At 71.3% G+C, this 19,899-nt stretch carries 23 protein-coding genes; 20 read left to right on the plus strand and 3 right to left on the minus strand.

Translation table 11 applies throughout. The features are described from left to right. Window positions 1–27 precede the first annotated feature (27 nt). From AMETH_RS09595 to AMETH_RS09685, 19 genes are all read left to right on the plus strand, one after another. Window positions 28–1,326, plus strand: coding sequence for an aspartate aminotransferase family protein (locus tag AMETH_RS09595; RefSeq protein WP_017981225.1), 1,299 nt, complete (start codon window positions 28–30; stop codon window positions 1,324–1,326). Next, window positions 1,323–2,813 (plus strand): CoA-acylating methylmalonate-semialdehyde dehydrogenase, encoded by a 1,491-nt coding sequence (locus AMETH_RS09600; protein WP_017981226.1) that lies wholly within the window; start codon window positions 1,323–1,325, stop codon window positions 2,811–2,813. The genes AMETH_RS09595 and AMETH_RS09600 overlap by 4 nt, the downstream gene beginning before the upstream one ends. An 87-nt stretch (window positions 2,814–2,900) precedes the next feature. Then, the gene (gene hrcA, locus AMETH_RS09605) at window positions 2,901–3,926 is read left to right on the plus strand and encodes a heat-inducible transcriptional repressor HrcA (RefSeq protein WP_017981227.1); all 1,026 of its coding nucleotides are present in this window, start codon (window positions 2,901–2,903) and stop codon (window positions 3,924–3,926) included. Between the two features lie 36 nt (window positions 3,927–3,962). Continuing rightward, a complete protein-coding gene (dnaJ, locus tag AMETH_RS09610) occupies window positions 3,963–5,126 on the plus strand; it encodes a molecular chaperone DnaJ (RefSeq protein ID WP_017981228.1) in 1,164 nt (387 codons plus the stop codon). After that, window positions 5,126–5,878, plus strand: coding sequence for a 16S rRNA (uracil(1498)-N(3))-methyltransferase (locus AMETH_RS09615; protein ID WP_017981229.1), 753 nt, complete (start codon window positions 5,126–5,128; stop codon window positions 5,876–5,878). Before dnaJ ends, AMETH_RS09615 begins: the two co-directional genes overlap by 1 nt. A gap of 371 nt (window positions 5,879–6,249) precedes the next feature. After that, entirely contained in the window at window positions 6,250–6,609 is a 360-nt protein-coding gene (locus AMETH_RS09620; RefSeq protein WP_017981230.1) for a histidine triad nucleotide-binding protein, read from the plus strand. A 90-nt stretch (window positions 6,610–6,699) separates the two neighbouring features. Next, a complete protein-coding gene (locus tag AMETH_RS09625; protein ID WP_026152972.1) occupies window positions 6,700–7,794 on the plus strand; it encodes a PhoH family protein in 1,095 nt (364 codons plus the stop codon). A gap of 2 nt (window positions 7,795–7,796) precedes the next feature. Beyond that, window positions 7,797–8,345 carry an rRNA maturation RNase YbeY gene (gene ybeY, locus AMETH_RS09630; RefSeq protein ID WP_017981232.1) on the plus strand — a complete coding sequence of 183 codons (549 nt, stop codon included), beginning with the start codon at window positions 7,797–7,799 and terminating at the stop codon, window positions 8,343–8,345. Window positions 8,346–8,356: 11 nt separating this feature from the next. Further along, a complete protein-coding gene (locus AMETH_RS09635; RefSeq protein ID WP_017981233.1) occupies window positions 8,357–9,694 on the plus strand; it encodes a hemolysin family protein in 1,338 nt (445 codons plus the stop codon). Continuing rightward, window positions 9,687–10,019, plus strand: a complete 333-nt coding sequence (locus AMETH_RS09640; protein ID WP_017981234.1) for a hypothetical protein — start codon at window positions 9,687–9,689, stop codon at window positions 10,017–10,019. The genes AMETH_RS09635 and AMETH_RS09640 overlap by 8 nt, the downstream gene beginning before the upstream one ends. After that, on the plus strand, window positions 10,016–10,909 hold the full coding sequence (era, locus tag AMETH_RS09645; protein ID WP_017981235.1) for a GTPase Era: 894 nt from the start codon (window positions 10,016–10,018) through the stop codon (window positions 10,907–10,909). The genes AMETH_RS09640 and era overlap by 4 nt, the downstream gene beginning before the upstream one ends. 73 nt (window positions 10,910–10,982) lie before the next feature. After that, on the plus strand, window positions 10,983–11,720 hold the full coding sequence (locus tag AMETH_RS09650; RefSeq protein WP_017981236.1) for an RDD family protein: 738 nt from the start codon (window positions 10,983–10,985) through the stop codon (window positions 11,718–11,720). A 4-nt stretch (window positions 11,721–11,724) separates the two neighbouring features. Next, window positions 11,725–12,138 carry a DUF2752 domain-containing protein gene (locus AMETH_RS09655; RefSeq protein ID WP_017981237.1) on the plus strand — a complete coding sequence of 138 codons (414 nt, stop codon included), beginning with the start codon at window positions 11,725–11,727 and terminating at the stop codon, window positions 12,136–12,138. Window positions 12,139–12,150: 12 nt separating this feature from the next. Further along, window positions 12,151–12,906: a DNA repair protein RecO gene (gene recO / locus AMETH_RS09660; protein ID WP_026152973.1), complete on the plus strand. Its 756-nt coding sequence runs from the start codon at window positions 12,151–12,153 to the stop codon at window positions 12,904–12,906. Window positions 12,907–12,943: 37 nt separating this feature from the next. Next, complete coding sequence (locus AMETH_RS09665) at window positions 12,944–13,762, plus strand: isoprenyl transferase (RefSeq protein WP_017981239.1); 819 nt, start codon at window positions 12,944–12,946, stop codon at window positions 13,760–13,762. Next, window positions 13,759–14,163 carry a hypothetical protein gene (locus AMETH_RS09670; protein ID WP_017981240.1) on the plus strand — a complete coding sequence of 135 codons (405 nt, stop codon included), beginning with the start codon at window positions 13,759–13,761 and terminating at the stop codon, window positions 14,161–14,163. Before AMETH_RS09665 ends, AMETH_RS09670 begins: the two co-directional genes overlap by 4 nt. A 559-nt stretch (window positions 14,164–14,722) precedes the next feature. Then, the gene (locus AMETH_RS09675) at window positions 14,723–15,733 is read left to right on the plus strand and encodes a permease (RefSeq protein WP_017981241.1); all 1,011 of its coding nucleotides are present in this window, start codon (window positions 14,723–14,725) and stop codon (window positions 15,731–15,733) included. Next, window positions 15,730–16,089 (plus strand): hypothetical protein, encoded by a 360-nt coding sequence (locus AMETH_RS09680; RefSeq protein WP_017981242.1) that lies wholly within the window; start codon window positions 15,730–15,732, stop codon window positions 16,087–16,089. Before AMETH_RS09675 ends, AMETH_RS09680 begins: the two co-directional genes overlap by 4 nt. A gap of 12 nt (window positions 16,090–16,101) precedes the next feature. Next, entirely contained in the window at window positions 16,102–16,824 is a 723-nt protein-coding gene (locus AMETH_RS09685) for a TIGR03943 family putative permease subunit (RefSeq protein ID WP_017981243.1), read from the plus strand. A 145-nt stretch (window positions 16,825–16,969) separates the two neighbouring features. Here AMETH_RS09685 and AMETH_RS09690 read toward each other — a convergent pair whose 3' ends face one another. The 3 genes from AMETH_RS09690 to AMETH_RS09700 form a co-directional block, all read right to left on the minus strand. Further along, entirely contained in the window at window positions 16,970–17,386 is a 417-nt protein-coding gene (locus AMETH_RS09690; RefSeq protein ID WP_017981244.1) for a nuclear transport factor 2 family protein, read from the minus strand. Between the two features lie 107 nt (window positions 17,387–17,493). After that, entirely contained in the window at window positions 17,494–17,922 is a 429-nt protein-coding gene (locus AMETH_RS09695) for a Fur family transcriptional regulator (protein ID WP_026152974.1), read from the minus strand. After that, window positions 17,919–18,302, minus strand: coding sequence for an ArsR/SmtB family transcription factor (locus AMETH_RS09700; RefSeq protein WP_017981246.1), 384 nt, complete (start codon window positions 18,300–18,302; stop codon window positions 17,919–17,921). Before AMETH_RS09700 ends, AMETH_RS09695 begins: the two co-directional genes overlap by 4 nt. Before the next feature lie 172 nt (window positions 18,303–18,474). Here AMETH_RS09700 and AMETH_RS09705 point away from each other — a divergent pair, with 172 nt between their 5' ends. After that, window positions 18,475–19,860, plus strand: a complete 1,386-nt coding sequence (locus AMETH_RS09705) for a glycine--tRNA ligase (protein ID WP_017981247.1) — start codon at window positions 18,475–18,477, stop codon at window positions 19,858–19,860. The last annotated feature ends 39 nt before the right edge of the window (window positions 19,861–19,899 follow it).

The following is a 19,899-nucleotide window of genomic DNA, read 5'->3' on the forward strand; positions in this document are numbered from 1 at the left end:
GCGCGGCGGCCACCGAGACTGGCGGGCATGAGCGAATCGGAGCTGCTGGCCCGGCACCGGGCGGTCCTGCCGAACTGGCTGGCCCTGTACTACGACGAGCCCCTGGAGATCGTGCGAGCGCAGGGGAGGCGGGTCACCGATTCCTCCGGCACCACCTATCTGGACTTCTTCGCCGGCATCCTCACCAACGCCATCGGCTACGACGTCGCGGAGATCTCCGACGCCATCCGCGCCCAGGTCGACTCCGGCGTCCTGCACACCTCGACGCTGTACCTGGTCCGCAAGCAGGTCGAGCTCGCCGAGCAGATCGCGCAGCTGAGCGGCATCCCGGACGCGAAGGTGTTCTTCACCAACTCCGGCACCGAGGCCAACGAGACCGCGCTGATGCTCGCGACCCAGTACCGCCGCTCCAACCAGGTGCTCGCGATGCGCAACAGCTACCACGGCCGGGCGTTCGCCACGATCGGCATCACCGGCAACCGCGGCTGGTCGGCCAGCTCGCTCTCGCCCGTCAAGGTCTCCTACGTCCAGGGCGGCTACCGCTACCGGGACGCGTTCCGGAACCTGTCCGACGCCGACTACGTGCGCGCCTGCACCGACGACCTGCGCGACGTCCTGGAGACCACCACGTCGGGGGACGTGGCCGCGTTGATCGCCGAGCCGATCCAGGGTGTCGGCGGGTTCAACGTGCCGCCGGACGGGTTGTTCGCCGCCTTCAAGGAGGTCCTCGACGAGTACGGGATCCTGCTGATCTCCGACGAGGTCCAGACCGGCTGGGGCCGCACCGGCGAGCACTTCTGGGGCATCCAGGCGCACGGCGTCACGCCGGACGCGATGACGTTCGCCAAGGGCCTCGGCAACGGGCTGGCGATCGGCGGCGTCGTCGCGCGCGGCGAGCTGATGGACTCCATCACCGCGAACTCGATCTCGACCTTCGGCGGCAACCCGGTGTCCACCGCGGGCGCGAAGGCGACGCTGGACTACTTGCTCAGCCACGACCTGCAAGGCAACGCGGCGAAGCAGGGCGCGCGGCTGCTGACCGGGCTGCGCGACATCGCCGAGCGCTACGACGTGGTCGGCGACGTGCGCGGCAAGGGACTGATGATCGGCGTCGAGCTGGTCGAGCCGGACGGGGTGCCGAGCCCGGAGTCCGCGCGCCTGGTGCTGGAGGAGACGCGCGCCCGTGGTCTGCTGGTCGGCAAGGGCGGGCTGCACGGCAACGTGATCCGGCTGGCGCCGCCGATGACCCTGACCGACGACGAGACCGGCGAGGCGCTCGAAATCCTCCGGGAGTCGATCGCCGCCGTGCAGGAGGCGCGGAAGTGACGCAGCGGATCAGCCACTGGATCGACGGCAAGCCGTGGGCTGGGGTTCCGGACCGGACCGGGGAGGTGTTCGACCCCGCCACCGGTGAAGTGCGCGCGCGCGTGGACTTCGCCGGTGGCGGGCAGGTGGACGAGGCCGTGTCGGCGGCCGCGCGCGCCTTCCCCGGCTGGCGGGACACCTCGCTCGCGGCGCGGTCGCGGGTGCTGTTCCGGTTCCGCGAGCTGCTCACCCACCGCAAGGACGAGCTGGCGGCGATCATCACCGCCGAACACGGCAAGGTGCTCTCCGACGCGGCCGGTGAGATCGCCCGCGCCATCGAGAACGTCGAGTACGCCTGCGGCGCGCCGCAGATGCTCAAGGGTGGGTTCAGCGAGAACGCCTCCACCGGCGTGGACGTGTACTCGATCGCGCAGCCGCTCGGCGTGGTCGGGGTGATCTCGCCGTTCAACTTCCCGGCGATGGTGCCGCTGTGGTTCGTGCCCAACGCGCTGGCCTGCGGCAACACGGTCGTGCTGAAGCCGAGCGAGAAGGACCCGTCGGCGTCGCTGTTCATCGCCGAGCTGTTCGCCGAGGCCGGGTTGCCGGACGGGGCGCTCAACGTGCTGCACGGGGACAAGGTCGCGGTCGACGGGCTGCTGACGCACCCGACCGTCAAGGCGATCTCGTTCGTCGGCTCGACGCCGATCGCGCGGTACGTCTACGAGACCGCCACCGCGCACGGCAAGCGGGTGCAGGCGCTGGGCGGGGCGAAGAACCACATGGTCGTGCTGCCCGATGCCGACCTCGACCTCGCCGCGGACGCCGCCGTGTCGGCCGGGTTCGGCTCGGCGGGGGAGCGGTGCATGGCGGTGTCCGTGGTGGTCGCCGTGGATCCGGTCGGTGACGAGCTGGTGTCGAAGATCGCCTCGCGGATGGGCTCGCTGACGGTCGGCGACGGGCGGTCGCCGGACTCGGAGATGGGCCCGCTGGTGACCGCGGCGCACCGCGACCGAGTGCAGTCCTATGTGGATGCCGGCGTGTCCGCGGGGGCGTCGCTCGTGGTGGACGGCCGGTCGGTTTCGGTGCCCGGTGGCGGGTTCTGGCTCGGGCCGACGCTGTTCGACCGGGTGCGCACCGACATGTCGATCTACACCGACGAGATCTTCGGCCCGGTGCTGTCGGTCGTCCGGGCAGGCAGCTACGACGACGCGCTGGGGCTGGTGAACGCCAACGCCTACGGCAACGGCACGGCGATCTTCACCAACGACGGCCGCGCCGCGCGGCGGTTCCAGAACGAGGTCGAGGTCGGGATGGTCGGGCTCAACGTGCCCATCCCGGTGCCCGTCGGGTACTACTCGTTCGGCGGCTGGAAGGACTCCCTCTTCGGCGACAGCCATGCCTACGGGCCGGAGGGGTTCCACTTCTTCACCCGGACGAAGGTCGTCACCTCGCGCTGGCCGGACCCGTCGCAGGGCGGGGTGAACCTGGGCTTCCCGCGCAACTCCTGAGCGCCCGCTCACCGAGCTGGGACACGCCGCCCTCGTCTTCCGTAAACTCGGGGTGAGATACCCGCCGTAGGAGTTCGGAGGTGAGGCGTGCCCAGCTCGGAGGAGCGTCGCTTCGAGGTCCTGCGCGCCATCGTCGCGGACTACGTGTCGACCCACGAGCCGGTCGGCTCCAAGGCGCTCGTGGACCGGCACAGTCTCGGCGTATCCAGCGCGACGGTGCGCAACGACATGGCGGTGCTGGAGGAGGAGGGGTACATCACCCAGCCCCACACCAGCGCCGGACGCATTCCCACCGACAAGGGCTACCGGCTCTTCGTCGACAAGTTGTCCGAGGTCAAGCCGCTGAGCCCGGCCGAGCGGCGCGCCATCATCAGCTTCCTCGACGGGGCGCTGGACCTGGACGACGTCCTGCGCCGGTCGGTGCGGCTGCTCGCGCAGCTGACCAGGCAGGTCGCGGTCATCCAGTACCCGACGATGTCGAACTCGTCGCTGCGCCACCTGGAAGTGGTGCCACTCACACCGGCGCGCCTGATGCTGGTGATCATCACCGACTCCGGGCGGGTCGACCAGCGCACCGTCGACCTCGGCGACGTGATGACCGAGGAGAACGTCGCCCGCATCCGCGAGATGCTCAACGCGGCGCTGGCGGGGCGCCGCCTCACCGACGCGGCGACCCGGGTCACCGAACTGCCCGACCAGGCGCCCGGCGAGCTGCGCGACGCGCTCGTGCGGATCTGCACGCTGCTGGTCGAGCACCTGGTCGAGCACCCCGAGGAACGCCTGGTCCTCGGCGGCACGGCGAACCTCACCCGCAGCGTCGCCGACTTCCCCGGATCGCTGCGCCAGGTGCTCGAGGCGCTCGAGGAACAGGTTGTGGTGCTCAAGCTGCTCGCCGCGGCGCGCAACCCCGGTGCGGTCACCGTTCGCATCGGTGAAGAGAATGAAGACGAGCAGATGCGCAGCACCTCGGTCGTGTCGATCGGCTACGGCAAGAACGACATGCTGCTCGGCGGTATGGGGGTGGTCGGTCCGACGAGGATGGACTACCCCGGCACGATCGCCGCGGTGCGCGCGGTGGCCAACTACGTGGGGCAGATCCTGGCCGGCGGCTAGCCAGGGCGATGCTTGTCTAGGAGGACGGTTCAGAAGGTGGCCAGGGACTACTACGGCATCCTCGGGGTGCCCAAGAACGCGAGTGATCAGGAGATCAAGCGCGCCTACCGCAAGCTCGCCCGCGAGCTGCACCCCGACGTCAACCCGTCCGAGGACGCCCAGCACAAGTTCAGCGAGGTCACCACGGCGTACGAGGTCCTGTCGGACCCGCAGAAGCGCAAGATCGTGGACCTCGGCGGCGATCCGCTGGACAACGGGGCCCGCGCCGGTGGTGGCGGCGGCGACCCGTTCGGCGGGTTCGGCGGTCTCGGCGACATCATGGACGCCTTCTTCGGCGCGGCCACCGGCGGCGGCCGCGGGCGCGGCCCGCGCAGCCGCGTCCAGCCCGGCTCGGACGCCCTGATCCGGATCAGCCTCAGCCTCGAAGAGTGCGCGACCGGGGTCGACAAGGAGATCACCGTCGACACCGCGGTGCTGTGTGACCAGTGCCACGGCAACGGCACCGCTCCTGGCGGCACCGTCAAGACCTGCGACACGTGTGGCGGGCAGGGTGAGATCCAGTCCGTGCAGCGGTCCTTCCTCGGCCAGGTCGTCACCTCGCGGCCGTGCCCGGTGTGCCGCGGCTTCGGCGAGGTCATCACCGACCCGTGCCGCCAGTGCGGTGGCGACGGCCGGGTGCGCGCCCGCCGTTCGGTGACCGCGAAGATCCCGGCCGGTGTCGGCGACGGGATGCGGATCCGGCTGTCGGCCCAGGGCGAGGTCGGCCCCGGTGGCGGCCCGGCCGGTGACCTCTACATCGAGGTCGACGAGGAGCCGCACGAGGTGTTCGTGCGCGAGGGCCACGACCTGCACTGCAACCTGCGGATCCCGATGACGGCGGCCGCGCTGGGCGCGACGGTGCCGCTGGAGACCCTGATCGACGGCGAGTACGAGCTGTCGGTGGACCCGGGCACCCAGTCGGGCACCGAGCTGGTGCTGGCGGGGATGGGCATGCCGCGGCTGCGCTCGTCCGGGCGGGTCGACGGGCGGGGTGACCTGCACGTCCACGTGGACGTCACGGTGCCGACCAAGATCGACGAAGCCCAGCGCGAGCTGTTGCAGCAGCTGGCCCAGCTGCGCGGCGAGGAGGCCGGGGTGACGTCCAACGGGCGGCACCAGGGCGGGCTGTTCTCGAAGCTGCGCGCCAAGAGCCACAAGTAATGCCGTCCACCACGCCGCCGGTGTTCCTGGTCGAGGAGATGCCGGCGGGGCCGCGGTTCGTGTTGTCCGGCGAGGAGGCCCGCCACGCGGCGACCGTGCGGCGCATGCGCGCGGGGGAGCGGCTGGTCGCTTCCGACGGGCGCGGCTCGGCCGCGGAGTGCGTGATCGCGGAGGTCCGGCCGGGCCGTGAACCGGTGCTGGACCTGGAGGTTTCCCGGCGGTGGACGGAGGCCGCGCCCGCGCTGCGGGTCGTGGTGGCGCAGGCGCTGGCCAAGGGCGACCGCGGCGAGCTGGCCGTGGAGCTGGCGACGGAGGCCGGCGCGGACGAGATCCTGCCGTGGCGGGCCGAGCGCAGCGTGGTGCGCTGGGAGGAGGGCCCGCGCGGGGCGAAGGCGCTGGCCCGCTGGCAGAACACGGCGCGCGCGGCGGCCAAGCAGGCCCGGCGAGCATGGGTGCCGCCGGTGCGCGAGCCGGTGAGCACGGCCGAGCTGGCGGCGGTGGCGGCCAGGGCGGTGTGCGCGGTGGTGCTGGAGGGCAGTGCTTCGCGGCGGCTGACCGAGCTGTCGCTGCCCGCCGCCGGTGACCTGCTGCTGGTGGTGGGCCCGGAAGGCGGCATCACCGACGGCGAGGTGGACGCCCTGACGTCGGCGGGTGCGGTCGGGGTCCGGCTGGGACCGACGGTGCTGCGCACGTCCACCGCGGCCGCGGTGGCCCTGGGCGCCCTCGGCGCGATGACCTCCCGCTGGGACTGACCCCCCGCCGCCGGTCACGCGCTGTCGTCGCCGGACCAGGCGAACCGTGGAACCGGGCACCCTGGTGGACCATCACGGAAACCGCACCGCAAGCGGCTCAACGGCTGATTCGCGTACCGCCCGTCTTCGAAACCTGGAAAAAATTGGCTGTCGACTGTGGCGCACCGGGCATCGCACCCATTACCCTGACCCACACGACACCTGGGGTCGGCCCCGGGTGCCCAAAGCCCCGCCGGACACCTCCCCCCTCGGTCCGGCGGAGCCGCGGAGGCGGTGGAGCGACCCCCAGGCTCCACCGCCCCGCGGCGTCTACCGCGAGTCGCGACTTCCCTTGCGTCACCGCACTTCCCGCACGCGATAGGGTTCGACGCATGAGTGATGCCGAGACGCTGTTCGAGCGGATCATCGCGGGTGAGATCCCGAGCGAGAAGGTGTACGAAACTGAAACGACTTTCGCGTTTCGGGATATCCAGCCGCAGGCTCGCGTGCACGTGCTCGTGGTCCCGAAGAAGCGTTACCGGAATGTCGCCGAGCTGGCCGCCGCCGATCCGCAACTGCTCTCCGACGTGTTGACGACGGCCGCGAAGGTCGCGGAACTCGAGGGCATCGCCGAGTCCGGCTACCGCGTGGTCTTCAACACGGAGAGTGACGCCGGCCAGACCGTCTTCCACGTGCACGCGCACGTCCTGGGCGGGGAACAGCTCGGGTTCTTCGGGCGACTCGCGAAGTAACCGACTGCACGCGCCCCGCCCGGCCCGCTAGCATCGATGGGGTAAGCAGGAAGAGAGCAGCGGAAACGCAGAAGGCAGGCCCGAGGACACTTGGCCGGAACCGCACAGGGTGGAGCCGCCCGATCGGACGTTCCCGACAGCGCCGGGGACGTCACTGAGACCACCGGAACCGCACGGAGCACGCGCAGCGCCCAGTCCCGGTTCCCCATTCCGGACGGCGCGGTGCTGACGCTGCTCGGATCCCGCGACGAGAACCTGCGGGTGGCCGAGGAACTGCTGGCCGCCGACGTCCACGTCCGGGGCAACGAGGTCACCCTCACCGGGGGGCCCGCGGACGTCGCGTTCGGCGAGCGCGTGTTCGCCGAACTGGTCGCGCTGGCCGGGCGCGGCCAGCAGGTCGGCCCGGACACCGTCCGCCGCACCGTGGGCATGCTGTCGGCAGGCGGCGCGGAGTCGCCGGCCGAGGTGCTCAGCATGGACATCCTGTCCCGGCGCGGCCGCACCATCCGTCCCAAGACGCTGAACCAGAAGCGCTACGTCGACGCCATCGACAAGCACACGATCGTGTTCGGGGTCGGCCCGGCAGGCACCGGCAAGACGTACCTGGCGATGGCGAAGGCCGTGCAGGCGCTGCAGGCCAAGGCGATCACCCGGATCATCCTCACCCGCCCGGCGGTCGAGGCCGGGGAACGGCTCGGCTTCCTGCCGGGCACGCTGTCCGAGAAGATCGATCCTTACTTGCGGCCGCTCTACGACGCGCTGCACGACATGGTCGACCCGGACTCGATCCCGCGCCTGATCCAGGCCGGCACGATCGAGATCGCGCCGCTGGCCTACATGCGCGGCCGCACCCTCAACGACGCGTTCATCATCCTCGACGAGGCGCAGAACACCACGCCCGAGCAGATGAAGATGTTCCTCACCCGGCTCGGCTTCGGCTCGAAGATCGTGGTGACCGGCGACATCACGCAGGTCGACCTGCCGACCGGGCAGAAGTCGGGCCTGCGGGTGGTGCGTGAGATCCTGGAAGGCGTGGAAGACTTGCATTTCGCCACGCTGACCAGCTCCGACGTGGTGCGCCACCGGCTGGTCGGGGACATCGTGGACGCCTACGAGAAGTGGCAGGCCGAGCAGGACGCCGAGCGCGGCACCGGCACCGGGAACGGCTGGCGGGGCCGGCACTGAGCATGACCATCGAGATCGCGAACGAGTCCGGCGTCGCGGTGGACGAGACGTCGATCGTCTCGGCCGCGCGCTTCGCGCTGGACCGCATGGAGGTCAGCCCGCTCGCCGAGCTGTCGGTGGTGCTTGTGACCCTGGACGTCATGTCCGACCTGCACGAACGGTGGATGGACCTGCCCGGTCCCACCGACGTCATGGCCTTCCCCATGGACGAGCTGGACGCCGCCCGCCGCCCCGACGCCGGTGACCCGTCGCCGGCGCTGCTCGGCGACATCGTGCTGTGCCCGGCGTTCGCCAGGGACCAGGCCCGTACCGCCGGTCACTCGCTGCTCGACGAGCTGCACCTGCTGACCGTGCACGGCGTGCTGCACCTGCTCGGCTACGACCACGCCGAGCCCGCCGAGGAGCGCGAGATGTTCGGGCTGCAGAAGCGGATCCTGGCCGACTTCCAGGCCGCGGTCGCCGAGGCGAGGCGCCGCGACGCGCAGCGCACGGCCGACGACCGGCTGCTGGGGGCCGCGGGCCTGGATGGCCCCGCCGACGCCGAAAGCTGAGGCTGCCGGAGATGGCGAGTTCGACCGCTCTCCTGGTGATCGCCGTGGCGCTGGTGCTGCTCGGCGCGGTGCTCGCGGCCGCCGACGCGGCGGTGAGCACCGTGTCCAAGGCCCGCGCCGAAGGGCTGGTTCGGATGGGCCGCCCCGGCGCCCGCCAGCTGGCCATGGTGATCGACGAGCGGCGCAGGCACATCAACCTGCTGGTGCTGTTGCGACTGGGCTGCGAGCTGACCGCGACGGTCCTGGTCACCGTCGTGTTCCTGCGCTGGATCAAACCCGAAGCGCTGGCGCTGGTGGTGGCCGCGCTGGTGATGGTGCTGGTCAGCTACGTCCTCATCGGCGTCGGTCCGCGCACCATCGGCCGCCAGTACCCCTACCGCGTGGGCACGGTCATCGCCTGGCCGGTGCGGGTGCTCGGGTCGGTCCTCGGGCCGCTGTCCCGGCTGCTGATCATCATCGGCAACGCGATCACCCCAGGCCAGGGTTTCCGCGAGGGCCCGTTCACCACGGAAATCGAGCTGCGCGAGCTGGTCGACCTGGCCGAGGAACGCGGTGTGGTGGAGCCGGGCGAGCGGCAGATGATCCACTCGGTGTTCGAGCTCGGCGACACGGTGGCGCGCGAGGTGATGGTGCCGCGCACCGAGATCATCTGGATCGAGCAGACCAAGAGCGTCCGGCAGGCGCTCGCGTTGTCACTGCGCACCGGGTACACGCGGCTGCCGGTGATCGGCGAGTCGGTGGACGAGATCGTCGGCGTGGTCAACATCAAGGACCTGGTCCGGGCGCAGCTCGAAGGCGGCGAGGCCAAACCGGTGTCGGACCTGATGTACCCGGCGAGCTTCGTGCCCGACTCCAAGCGCCTGGACGACCTGCTGCGGGAGATGCAGGTGTCGCACAACCACCTGGCGATCGCGGTCGACGAGTACGGCGGCACCGCTGGCCTGCTGACCATCGAGGACATCCTGGAGGAGATCGTCGGCGAGATCACCGACGAGTCCGACCTGGAGGAGCGGCCGCCGGTCGAGCACCTCGACGACCGCACGGTCCGGGTGTCCGCGCGGCTCGGCGTCGGCGACCTTGGCGAGTTGTTCGGGCTGGAGCTGGAGGACCACGACGTGGAGACCGTCGGCGGGCTGCTCGCGCAGCGGCTCGGACGGGTGCCGCTGCCCGGCGCCGAGGCCGAAGTGGACGGCCTGCGGCTGCACGCCGAGGGCGGCAAGGACCGCCGCGGCCGGATGCGGATCACGACCGTGGTGGTGCAGGCGGAGAGCGACGAGCTGGCCGGACGTAGGGTGCGTACCGGGAACGGTGACCACGACGAGGCCGACAGGAGTGTGGACCATGCCTGAGCTGGACCCGGAGGACGAGAAGATCGTCATCCTCGCCCGATCCGCGCGGGCGCGGAACTCCGCCGCCGAGGGCGCCGCGGTACGCGACACCGACGGCCGCACCTACGCGGCCACGACGGTCGACCTGCCCTCGTTCAAGATCACCGCGTTGCAGGCTGCGGTCGCGGCGGCGGTGTCGAGCGGGGCGGAGGGCCTGGAGGCGGCCGCGGTCGTCACGGCCGAGCCGTTCGTGGCCGAGGCGTCCGTGCAGGCCGTGCGCGACCTGGCGAAGGCGGCCGCGATCCTGCGGGCCGACCCGTCCGGAACCGTGCAGGAAGTCCTGTGACCCACCGCTCCGGGTTCGCCTGCTTCGTCGGCCGTCCCAACGCCGGCAAGTCGACGCTGACCAACGCGCTGGTCGGCACCAAGGTCGCGATCACCTCGAGCAAGCCGCAGACCACCCGGCACGCCATCCGCGGCATCGTCCACCGCGACGACGCCCAGCTGGTCATCGTCGACACGCCCGGCGTGCACAAGCCGCGGACCCTGCTCGGGCAGCGGCTCAACGACGTCGTGCGCGAGACGTGGTCCGAAGTGGACGTCGTCGGGTTCTGCGTGCCCGCCGACGAGAAGGTCGGCCCCGGCGACCGCTACATCGCCAGCGAGCTGCGCAAGGTCGCCAAGCGCACCCCGGTCATCGGGATCGTCACCAAGACCGACGTCGCCAAGCCGGAGCAGATCGCAGAGCAGCTGCTGGCGCTGCAGGACGTGCTGGACTTCGAGGAGCTGATCCCGGTGTCCGCGGTGGACGGTTTCCAGGTGAAGCGGCTGGAGGACCTGCTCGTAGCGCGGCTGCCGGAGGGCCCGCAGCTTTACCCGGACGGCGATCTGACCGACGAGCCGGAGCAGACGCTCGTGGCGGAGCTGATCCGCGAGGCGGCGCTGGAGGGCGTGCGCGACGAGCTGCCGCACTCCATCGCGGTGACCGTCGAGGAGATGCTGCCGCGCGAGGACAAGCGCGACCTGCTCGACATCTACGCCACGGTGTACGTCGAGCGGCCCAGCCAGAAGGGCATCATCCTGGGCCACCAGGGCGAGCGGATGAAGGCCGTCGGGGCGCAGGCGCGGCAGCAGATCCAGAAGCTGCTGGGCACCAAGGTCTACCTGAACCTGCACGTGAAGGTCGCCAAGGACTGGCAGCGCGACCCGAAGCAGTTGCGCCGCCTGGGTTTCTGACCGCTTCCGCGGCCACCACCGGAGCACCGGGTACGCTGCCGCCCGACGTGATCCACTCCGAGGGGGAGATCCAGTGACTAATCCCTATGGTCAGCCGCCGGGGCAGCAGCCCTACGGGCAGTACCCGCAGACCGGTCCGCAGCCCTACGGCCAGCCATCCGGCGGGTTCCAGCAGCCGTACCCGCAGTCCGGTTACCCCGCGTACGGGCCGCCGCAGGGTTATCCGGGCCAGCCCCAGTACGGGCAGCCCCCGTACGGCCAGCCCCAGTACGGCGGCACCCCGCCGATGCCGGGCCAGGCGCACATCGTCGTGCCGGGGTCGCAGATCCAGTTCCGGCACACGCCGCCGCTGGTGCTGGCGACGATGGGCAGCCGGTTCCTCGCCCGGGTAGTGGACGGGCTGATCATCGGCGTGCCGCTGACGATCCTCGTGCTGATCCTGCAGCTCGCCGTGCTCGCCGGTGACCCGAGCACGTGGTGGATCTTCCTCCTGTTCCTGCCGCTCACCTCGCTGTCCGTGCTGGTGTACGAGGGCGCGATGCTCGCCACGCGTGGCGCGACGGTCGGCAAGAACGTGGCGGGCATCCGGATCGTCACCGAGCAGTCGGCGGGACAGCCGGGCGCCGGGATCGGCGGCGGGCCGGCCTTCACCCGGCTGGCCACGATGGTGCTGCCGGGCCTGATCCCGTGCGTCGGCGGTCTGGTCGAGCTGCTGGTGGTGCTGTCGCCGTTCTTCGACGAGCAGGCGCGCCAGGGCTGGCACGACAAGGCCGCGAAGACTTACGCCATCTCGACGAAGGCGCTGTACTGAGGTCATGGGCGAACGGTCGTGGCGGAGCGTGCGGGTCACGCCTGCCGTGACCGCCGCCGGTCTCGCGGCCGGGGTGGCGCTCGGCACGGGCGTGCTCCGGATCCCGTGCTGGTTCCACGCGCTGACCGGCCTGGACTGCCCGTTCTGCGGCGGCAGCCGGGCGGTGGGCGCGTTGTTGCGCGGTGACGTGGTCGCGGCCCTGTCCTACAACGCGTTCGCGCTGGTGGTGCTCCTCCCGCTGGCGGTGGCCACGCTGGTCGCGGCGGTCCGGTGGGAGGCCGGGCTGGCTCGCCGGTGGTGGCCGCCCGGCGCTCGCGGACGGTGGCTCACGCTGGCCGTCGCCGGTCTCGCGCTCGTGTGGTGGGTGGGGCGGAACCTGCCGTTCGCGCCGTTCACCGGGTTGTCCGCGTACGCGTGAGACCATGAGGACGTGAGTCTTTATCGCGACACCGGCGTGGTGCTGCGGGTCCACAAGCTGGGTGAGGCGGACCGCATCATCACCTTCCTCACGCGGCGGTACGGCAAGGTCCGGGCCGTCGCGAAGGGGGTGCGTCGCACGACGTCGCGGTTCGGGGCGCGGCTGGAGCCGTTCGGGCACGTCGACGTGCAGTTCTACACCGGCCGCACCCTGGACGTGATCACGCAGGTCCAGACGGTCGACGCGTTCGCGCTGCCGCTCGTCGGCGACTACCAGCGCTACACGGCGGCCAGCGCGATCGCGGAGACCGCCGACCGGCTCACCGTCGAGGAGGGCGAGCCGGCGATGCGGCTGTACCTGCTGGTCGTGGGGGCGTTGCGGGCGCTGGCCGACGGACAGCGGGACGCCTCGCTGGTGCTGGACGCGTTCCTGCTGCGGGCGATGGCCTTCGCGGGCTGGGCGCCGGCCATCACCGAGTGCGCGCGGTGTGGTCTGCCCGGGCCGCACACCGCGTTCAACGTGCAGGCGGGTGGCCTGCTGTGCGGCAACTGCCGCGTGCCGGGGTCGGTGCACCCGGCGCCCGAGGTGCTGGTGCTGCTGGAGTCGCTGCTGCACGGGGACTGGGACGTCGCGGAGGCCTCGGTCGCCGGGACCCGGCGGGACGCCAGCGGCATCGTGGCCGCTCACCTGCAGTGGCACCTCGAACGGCAGCTGAAGTCGTTGCCGCTCGTCGAGAGGCGTGCCAAGGAGCTCCAGCCGGGCAAGTAGGGTCGGAAGCCGCAACCCGAGGCAGTGGGAGGATCAGGTGCGGCTCAAGGCACGTGCGGCGAGTTCGGCGGCGGTGGAACTGCGGGCCCCGGACCCGCACCCGTCCGGTGCGAAGCCGCCGGCGATCCCCGCCGAGCTGGTGCCGAACCACGTCGCACTGGTCATGGACGGCAACGGCCGCTGGGCCAACCAGCGTGGCCTGCCGCGGATCGAGGGGCACAAGCGCGGCGAGGCCGTGATGATCGACGTCGCCAGTGGGGCCGTCGAGCTGGGCGTCAAGTGGCTGTCGGTGTACGCGTTCTCGACCGAGAACTGGAAGCGCAGCCCCGACGAGGTGCGGTTCCTGATGGGCTTCAACCGGGACACCATCCGCCGCCAGGTCGACTACCTGGGTTCGATCGGCGTGCGGATCCGGTGGGCCGGGCGCGCGCCGCGGTTGTGGCGCAGCGTCATCAAGGAGCTGCAGGCGGCCGAGGAGAAGACCAAGCACAACACGTTGCTGAACATGACGATGTGCGTGAACTACGGCGGCCGCGCGGAGATCGCCGACGCGGCCCGCCAGGTGGCGCGGCTGGCCGCCGAGGGCAAGATCAACCCGGACAAGGTGGACGAGCGGATGCTCGCGAAGTACATGTACCAGCCGGAGATGCCGGACGTGGACCTGTTCCTGCGGCCCTCCGGCGAGCTGCGGACGTCGAACTTCATGCTCTGGCAGTCGGCCTACGCCGAGTTCGTCTTCCAGGACACGCTGTTCCCGGACTTCGACCGGCGCCAGCTGTGGGCGGCGTGCGAGGAGTACGCGCGCCGGGACCGCCGGTTCGGCGCCGCGGTGGACGCGGCGAAGGGGGCGTCGTGAACACGGAGGCGGCGGACACCGCGGAGCTGCTCAGCCGGGCCAGGGAGGCGCTGGAAACGTACCTGGAGGTCCACGTCGACGACGACGGCGCGTTGACGTTCTCCCACAACGGCGTGCCGTGCGTGATCCAGTCGACGCAGCTCGCAGAGGGCCTCACGGTGCTCAGCCTGACCTGCGTGGTGGGCTGGGACCTGCCCGACGACCCGGCCTTCGCCGCGAAGGCGGCCGAGCGCGCCGGACAGGGCCTGTTCGGCACGCTCGGGGTGCAGCACGCGGAGCGGGGGCTGGACCTGACGCTGCGGTACGCGTTCCCCGCGCAGGGGCTGGAGATCTCCGCACTGGGGACGCTGTTGATGCTGGTGGTCTCGACGGCTTCGCAGCTGCGTGCCGAGCTGACCTAGGCTCGGCCGGCTGCGTGCTTGATTGCCCGGCGGGGTGGCTGGGTGGTTTGCCTGGCTGGGCGGGGCGCGATAGCGCAGCCCAGCCAGCCTTACATCGGTCCGGGTTTCACCCTGCGGTGCTCCAGCCCGCAGCTCCAGGCTGCGGCGCTCCACCGCCCGACAGCCCCACCGCGCTACCGCTGCCCTGCGTTCCCCCGACCCGCGTTCCAACCCCGGGCCGCCCCGCCGCCCGGCGGTCCCGCGGCCTGGCCTTCCCGCCGCCCGGCGTTCTGGCTACCCGGCGTTCCGCCACCCGCGTTCCAACGCCGGGCGGCCCCGCCACCCGGCGGTCCGGCCTTCCCGCCGCCCATCGTTCCGGCCCCCCCCAGCGGTCCCGCTGCCTGATGTCCCAACCCCCGGGCCGCCCCGCCGCCCACCACCAACCACCCACCTCCAGCCCCCACCAACCCACCACTCGCGCCCGCACGACTGGTCACTTCGTGTGCCTCAGCGCACGAGACCACCCACTCGTCGCCCCAACCGGCGCATCCTGTCGCCGGTGCCTGGCAGTATCGGCCCGGTGAGCGAAGTACTGGACCGGACCGAGCCCGAGGGCAAGCGGCACCGCGGGCGGATCACCTCCATCGAGGTGCTCTGCGCTCTCCTCGTCGTCGCCGTGTTCGGGCAGAGCTGGCTGCGCGACGTGCTCGACGTGCCCGCCCTGCGGACCGGCTCCACGGTGTTCGTCGCGGTCTGCGTGCAGGCCCTGCCGTTCCTCGTGCTCGGCGTGCTGATCAGCGGGGCCATCGCGGCGTTCGTGCCTGCCCGCGTCCTGCGCCGGGTCATCCCGCGCAACGAGGCGGGCGCCGTGGGCGTCGCGGGGCTCGCCGGGGTCGCCCTGCCCGGCTGCGAGTGCGCCTCCGTCCCGGTGGCGCGCCGCCTCATCGGGCAGGGGGTGGCGCCTGCCGCCGCGCTCACCTTCCTGCTCGCCGCCCCGGCCGTGAACCCCGTCGTGCTCGTCGCCACCGCGGTCGCGTTCCCGGGACAGCCCGAGATGGTGCTCGCCCGGTTCCTCGCCTCCTTCGCGACCGCCGTCGTGATGGGCCTGCTCTGGGCGAAGTGGGGCAAGCTCGACTGGATCGTCCAGCGTGCCCTCGAGCGCCTGCCCGACGGCGGCAACCGGTGGCGCACGTTCACCGAGACCGCCCGGGCCGACCTGGTCGAGTCCGCGGGGTTCCTGGTGCTCGGCGCGCTCATCGCCGCCGCCATGAACGTCCTGGTGCCCGCGGCGTGGTTCGAGGTCCTGAGCAACCAGATCGTGCTGGGCGTGCTCGTGATGGCCGTCCTCGCGGTGGTGCTCGCCCTGTGCAGCGAGGCCGACGCGTTCGTGGCCGCCTCGCTCACCGCCCTGCCGCTGCTGCCGCGGCTGGTGTTCCTGGTGGTGGGCCCGGCCATCGACGTGAAGCTGTTCGCCCTGCAGGCGGGCACCTTCGGGCGGTCTTTCGCGGTACGGTTCGCCCCGGTGACGTTCCTCGTGGCGACCGCCTGCGCGGTGATCGTCGGGGTCCTCGTCCTGGGAGGTGCGAGATGATCCAGCAACAGCCGCGGACCGGGCTCGCCGTCGCGTCGGCCGCGCTCGGCGCCGTCGGGATCGTGATGGCCATGTCGGTGTGGGTCACGTGGGCGTTCGTCCGGCCGCGGGCCGGGGACGCGCTGCCGTCACCGCTGGTGGTGGTGCTCACGTTGGTGCTCGGCGCGCTGTGGGTCCTGATCCTGGTGCTGGCGGTGCTGGCCGTCCTGTTCGGCATCCTGGGCCGCGACGCCGCGGGCGGGCTGGCGCGCGCCGGGATCGTGTTCGGGTCGCTTGCCGCGTTGCTCGCGCTGGCCGGCGCCGTCGCGTTCGTGGTGTCCGCGGCCGACTGGCTGACCGTCGTCCCGGCACGGTAGGGGAGGAGCCCGGTGCGTCGCGAAACGCAGAACATCCTGCTGGTGCTGCTCGGCGGGGCGCTGTTGAAGATCGGCGTCAACGGCGACTACCTGCGCTACGTCAAGCCCGCCCAGCAGCCGTGGGTGGTCGCGGGGGGAGCGGTCATCCTGCTGCTCGGCGCGGTCGCGATCGTGCGGGACGTGCTGGCCGCGCGCCAGGCCAGGACGGTCACCACGGGCCACGGCCACCACCATCCGGCGCGGTCGGCGTGGCTGCTGGTCGTCCCGGTGCTGGCGGTGTTCCTCGTCGCGCCGCCCGCGCTCGGTTCCGACTCGGTCATCCGCACCTCCGCGGGCGCGCCCCGCTCGGCCGTCGCCCAGGACGCCGCCGCTTTCCCGCCGCTGCCGGCCGGCGACGTGGTGCCGCTGACCCTCACTGAGTTCGTGACGCGGGCGGGCTGGGATTCCCGCGGCTCCCTCAACGGCCGGACGGTCCGGCTGAGCGGTTTCGTCGTGCACGGCAACGAAGGCGTGCTGCTGGCGCGAATGGTGATCCGATGCTGCGCGGCCGACGCGGCGCCGATGACGGTCCGCCTGGCCAGCCCACAGGCGGCCCGCTACCCCGACGACACCTGGCTGGAGGTGACCGGCCAAGTGGTCCCCGGCACGGCCGTCGCCGCCAACGGGTACACGCCCGACGTCACGGTCACCGCGCTCCGGCCGATCCCGGCACCCCAGGACGCCTATGAGTACTAGCTGGGTGAGGGTGGCCAAACGGCGGGGCACACCGCAACCACCAGGCTTCCGAGCGCACCCCCAAACAGCACCTGCGCCACCGCCGGCGTCAGCAGTTCAGCGTCCGCCAGCTGCCGGCACCGGCTGTGCCGAGGTGGTTACCCGTCTAGCCCAGGTCGGGCGGCTCGCCGCCGGTGTGCGCGAACAGCTTGTTCACGATCTTCCAGGTCCCGCCGATGCGCGCCAGCGACAGGTAGTCGAGGAAGGAGACCGTTCCCCAGTAGCCTTCCTCGGCCACGGTCACGAACGCCGCGTCGCCGGCCTGCTGCACCGAGAGGATCCGCGAACGGTAGCGCCCGGTGTCCGCCGGGGCGCTCGCGACCATCTCGGCCAGCTCCGAGACCGGAACGTCGTATCGTTCGCCGCCCAAGGAGCCGAACATGCGGGCGTCCTCGTGGAAGGCTTCCCGCACCTGGTCGGCGTTGCCCGTCGCCTCACCGTCCAGGCACAGCTGGACGACCCGGCAGATCGCGTCGTAGTCGTCGACCGTCGTCGCGGTGGTTTCGCTGATTGCGTGAGCCATGCGTCGTCCTCCTCACCGGAGTCATCAGGAGGCGCAAGGAAAAAACGCTACCCCTTGACGGGGTCCGGCACCAGGCCGCGAGCCGTCCCCGGCCGTCCGGCCCGAACCTAACTCCCCAGGCGCTTGGCGCAATCGGTGCAGGTGCCCACGATCTCGACGGTGTGCCGGATGTCCGAGAAGCCGTTGCCGGACGCGACCTTCTCCGCCCAGCGCTCCACCGCAGGGCCCTCCACCTCCACTGTGAAGCCGCAGTGCCGGCACACCAGGTGATGGTGGTGGTGCGTCGAGCAGCGGCGGTAGATCGCCTCGCCCGACTCGGTCCGCAGGACGTCGACCTCGCCGGCCTCGGACAGCGACTGCAGCGTCCGGTACACCGTGGTCAGTCCGATGCCGTCACCACGTTTGCGCAGCTCGTCGTGCAGTTCCTGCGCCGACCGGAAGTCGTCGACCTCGGACAGCAGGTCGACCACGGCCGCGCGCTGCTTCGTCGACCGGCGGCCGGGCACCGGGGCCCGGCGAACGTCGCTACTCGTCATGAACCCTCCTGGACGTGGGCCACCGCGTCCATCACGATGTGCGCAAGATGATCGTCCACGAGCCGGTAGACCACCTCACGGCCCCGCCGTTCACCCCGCACCACCCCGGCCGCCTTCAGCACCCGCAGGTGCTGGCTGATCAACGGCTGCGCCACGTCCAGCGCGTCCACCAGTTCGTGCACGCACCGGTCGGCGTCCCGCAGCTGCAGGACGATCGCGATCCGCACCGGAGCCGACAGGGCCCGCAGCAGCTCGCCCGCCTCGGACAGCGTCGCCGCGGGCTGGGGCGGCGTGCGTGGCTTCAGCTCGTCGCCGGCGTGGACCTGGTTGGCGTCGTCGGGCAACCCGGGCAGCGCGGCGTCCGGACGAGCCATCGGCATAGCCATCTCCAGCCTCGAGTCGGTCGGTGTCACACCATCCTAGTGTCCAGCCGGTAGTGGTTGCCGTTATCGCCTCCCCGGGGCCATGTCAAGCCCCGCGCCGGGCCGCGACGGCGGCCGGATACGCTGGACGGAACCGATAACCGTCCCCGCATCTGATGGAGAGCGTGGAGTGCCCGCCAACATTGAGACCGTCGTCAGCCTGTGCAAGCGTCGTGGCTTCGTCTTCCCGAGCGGGGAGATCTACGGCGGAACCCGGTCGGCGTGGGACTACGGACCGCTCGGCGTCGAGCTCAAGGAGAACATCAAGCGCCAGTGGTGGCGCACGATGGTCCAGAGCCGTGACGACGTCGTCGGCCTCGACTCCTCCGTGATCCTGCCCCGCCAGGTGTGGGTGGCCTCCGGTCACGTGAACGCCTTCAACGACCCGCTGGTCGAGTGCACCGTCTGCCACCGCCGCTACCGCTCGGACCAGCTGGCCGAGGACTACAGCGCGCGCACCGGCAAGGAGATCTCCGAGGACGACCTGTCCGACGTCCCGTGCCCGAACTGCGGCACCCGCGGCCAGTACACGCCGCCGCGTGAGTTCAACATGATGCTCAAGACCCACCTGGGCCCGGTCGAGTCCGAGGAGGGCCTGGCCTACCTCCGCCCGGAGACGGCGCAGGGCATCTTCGTGAACTTCCTCAACGTGCTGACCACGTCGCGGAAGAAGCCGCCGTTCGGCATCGGCCAGATCGGCAAGTCCTTCCGCAACGAGATCACCCCCGGCAACTTCATCTTCCGCACCCGCGAGTTCGAGCAGATGGAGATGGAGTTCTTCGTCGAGCCGGGTGAGGACGAGCGCTGGCACCAGTACTGGATCGACCTGCGCACCGAGTGGTACACCGACCTCGGCATCAACCGCGACAACCTGCGGCACTACGAGCACCCGAAGGAGAAGCTGTCGCACTACTCGAAGCGCACCGTCGACATCGAGTACCGCTTCGGCTTCTCCGCCGGCCAGGAGTGGGGTGAGCTGGAGGGCATCGCGAACCGCACCGACTTCGACCTCACCACGCACTCCAACCACTCCGGCGTCGACCTGGCGTACTTCGACCAGGCCACCAAGGAGCGCTACCGCCCGTTCGTCATCGAGCCGGCAGCCGGTGTCGGCCGCCCGATGATGGCGTTCCTGCTGGACGCCTACCACGAGGACGAGGTGCCCAACGCCAAGGGCGGTGTCGACAAGCGGACCGTGCTCAAGCTCGACCCGCGGCTCGCGCCGTTCAAGGTCGCGGTGCTGCCGCTGTCCCGCAACGCCGACCTGACGCCGAAGGCGAAGGATCTGGCCGCCGCGCTGCGCCGCAACTGGAACGTCGACTTCGACGACGCGGGCTCCATCGGCAAGCGCTACCGCCGCCAGGAGGAGATCGGCACCCCGTTCTGCGTCACCGTCGACTTCGACACCCTGGAGGACCAGGCCGTGACGGTGCGGGAGCGCGACAGCATGCAGCAGGAGCGCGTGGCGATCGACAAGGTCGAGGCCTACCTCGCCGCCCGCCTCCCCGGCTGCTGAACGGAAAAGCATCCGGAAGCCCTGGTCACCCCGCCGGTG

The organism is Amycolatopsis methanolica 239 (assembly GCF_000739085.1).
GTDB lineage: Bacteria > Actinomycetota > Actinomycetes > Mycobacteriales > Pseudonocardiaceae > Amycolatopsis_E > Amycolatopsis_E methanolica.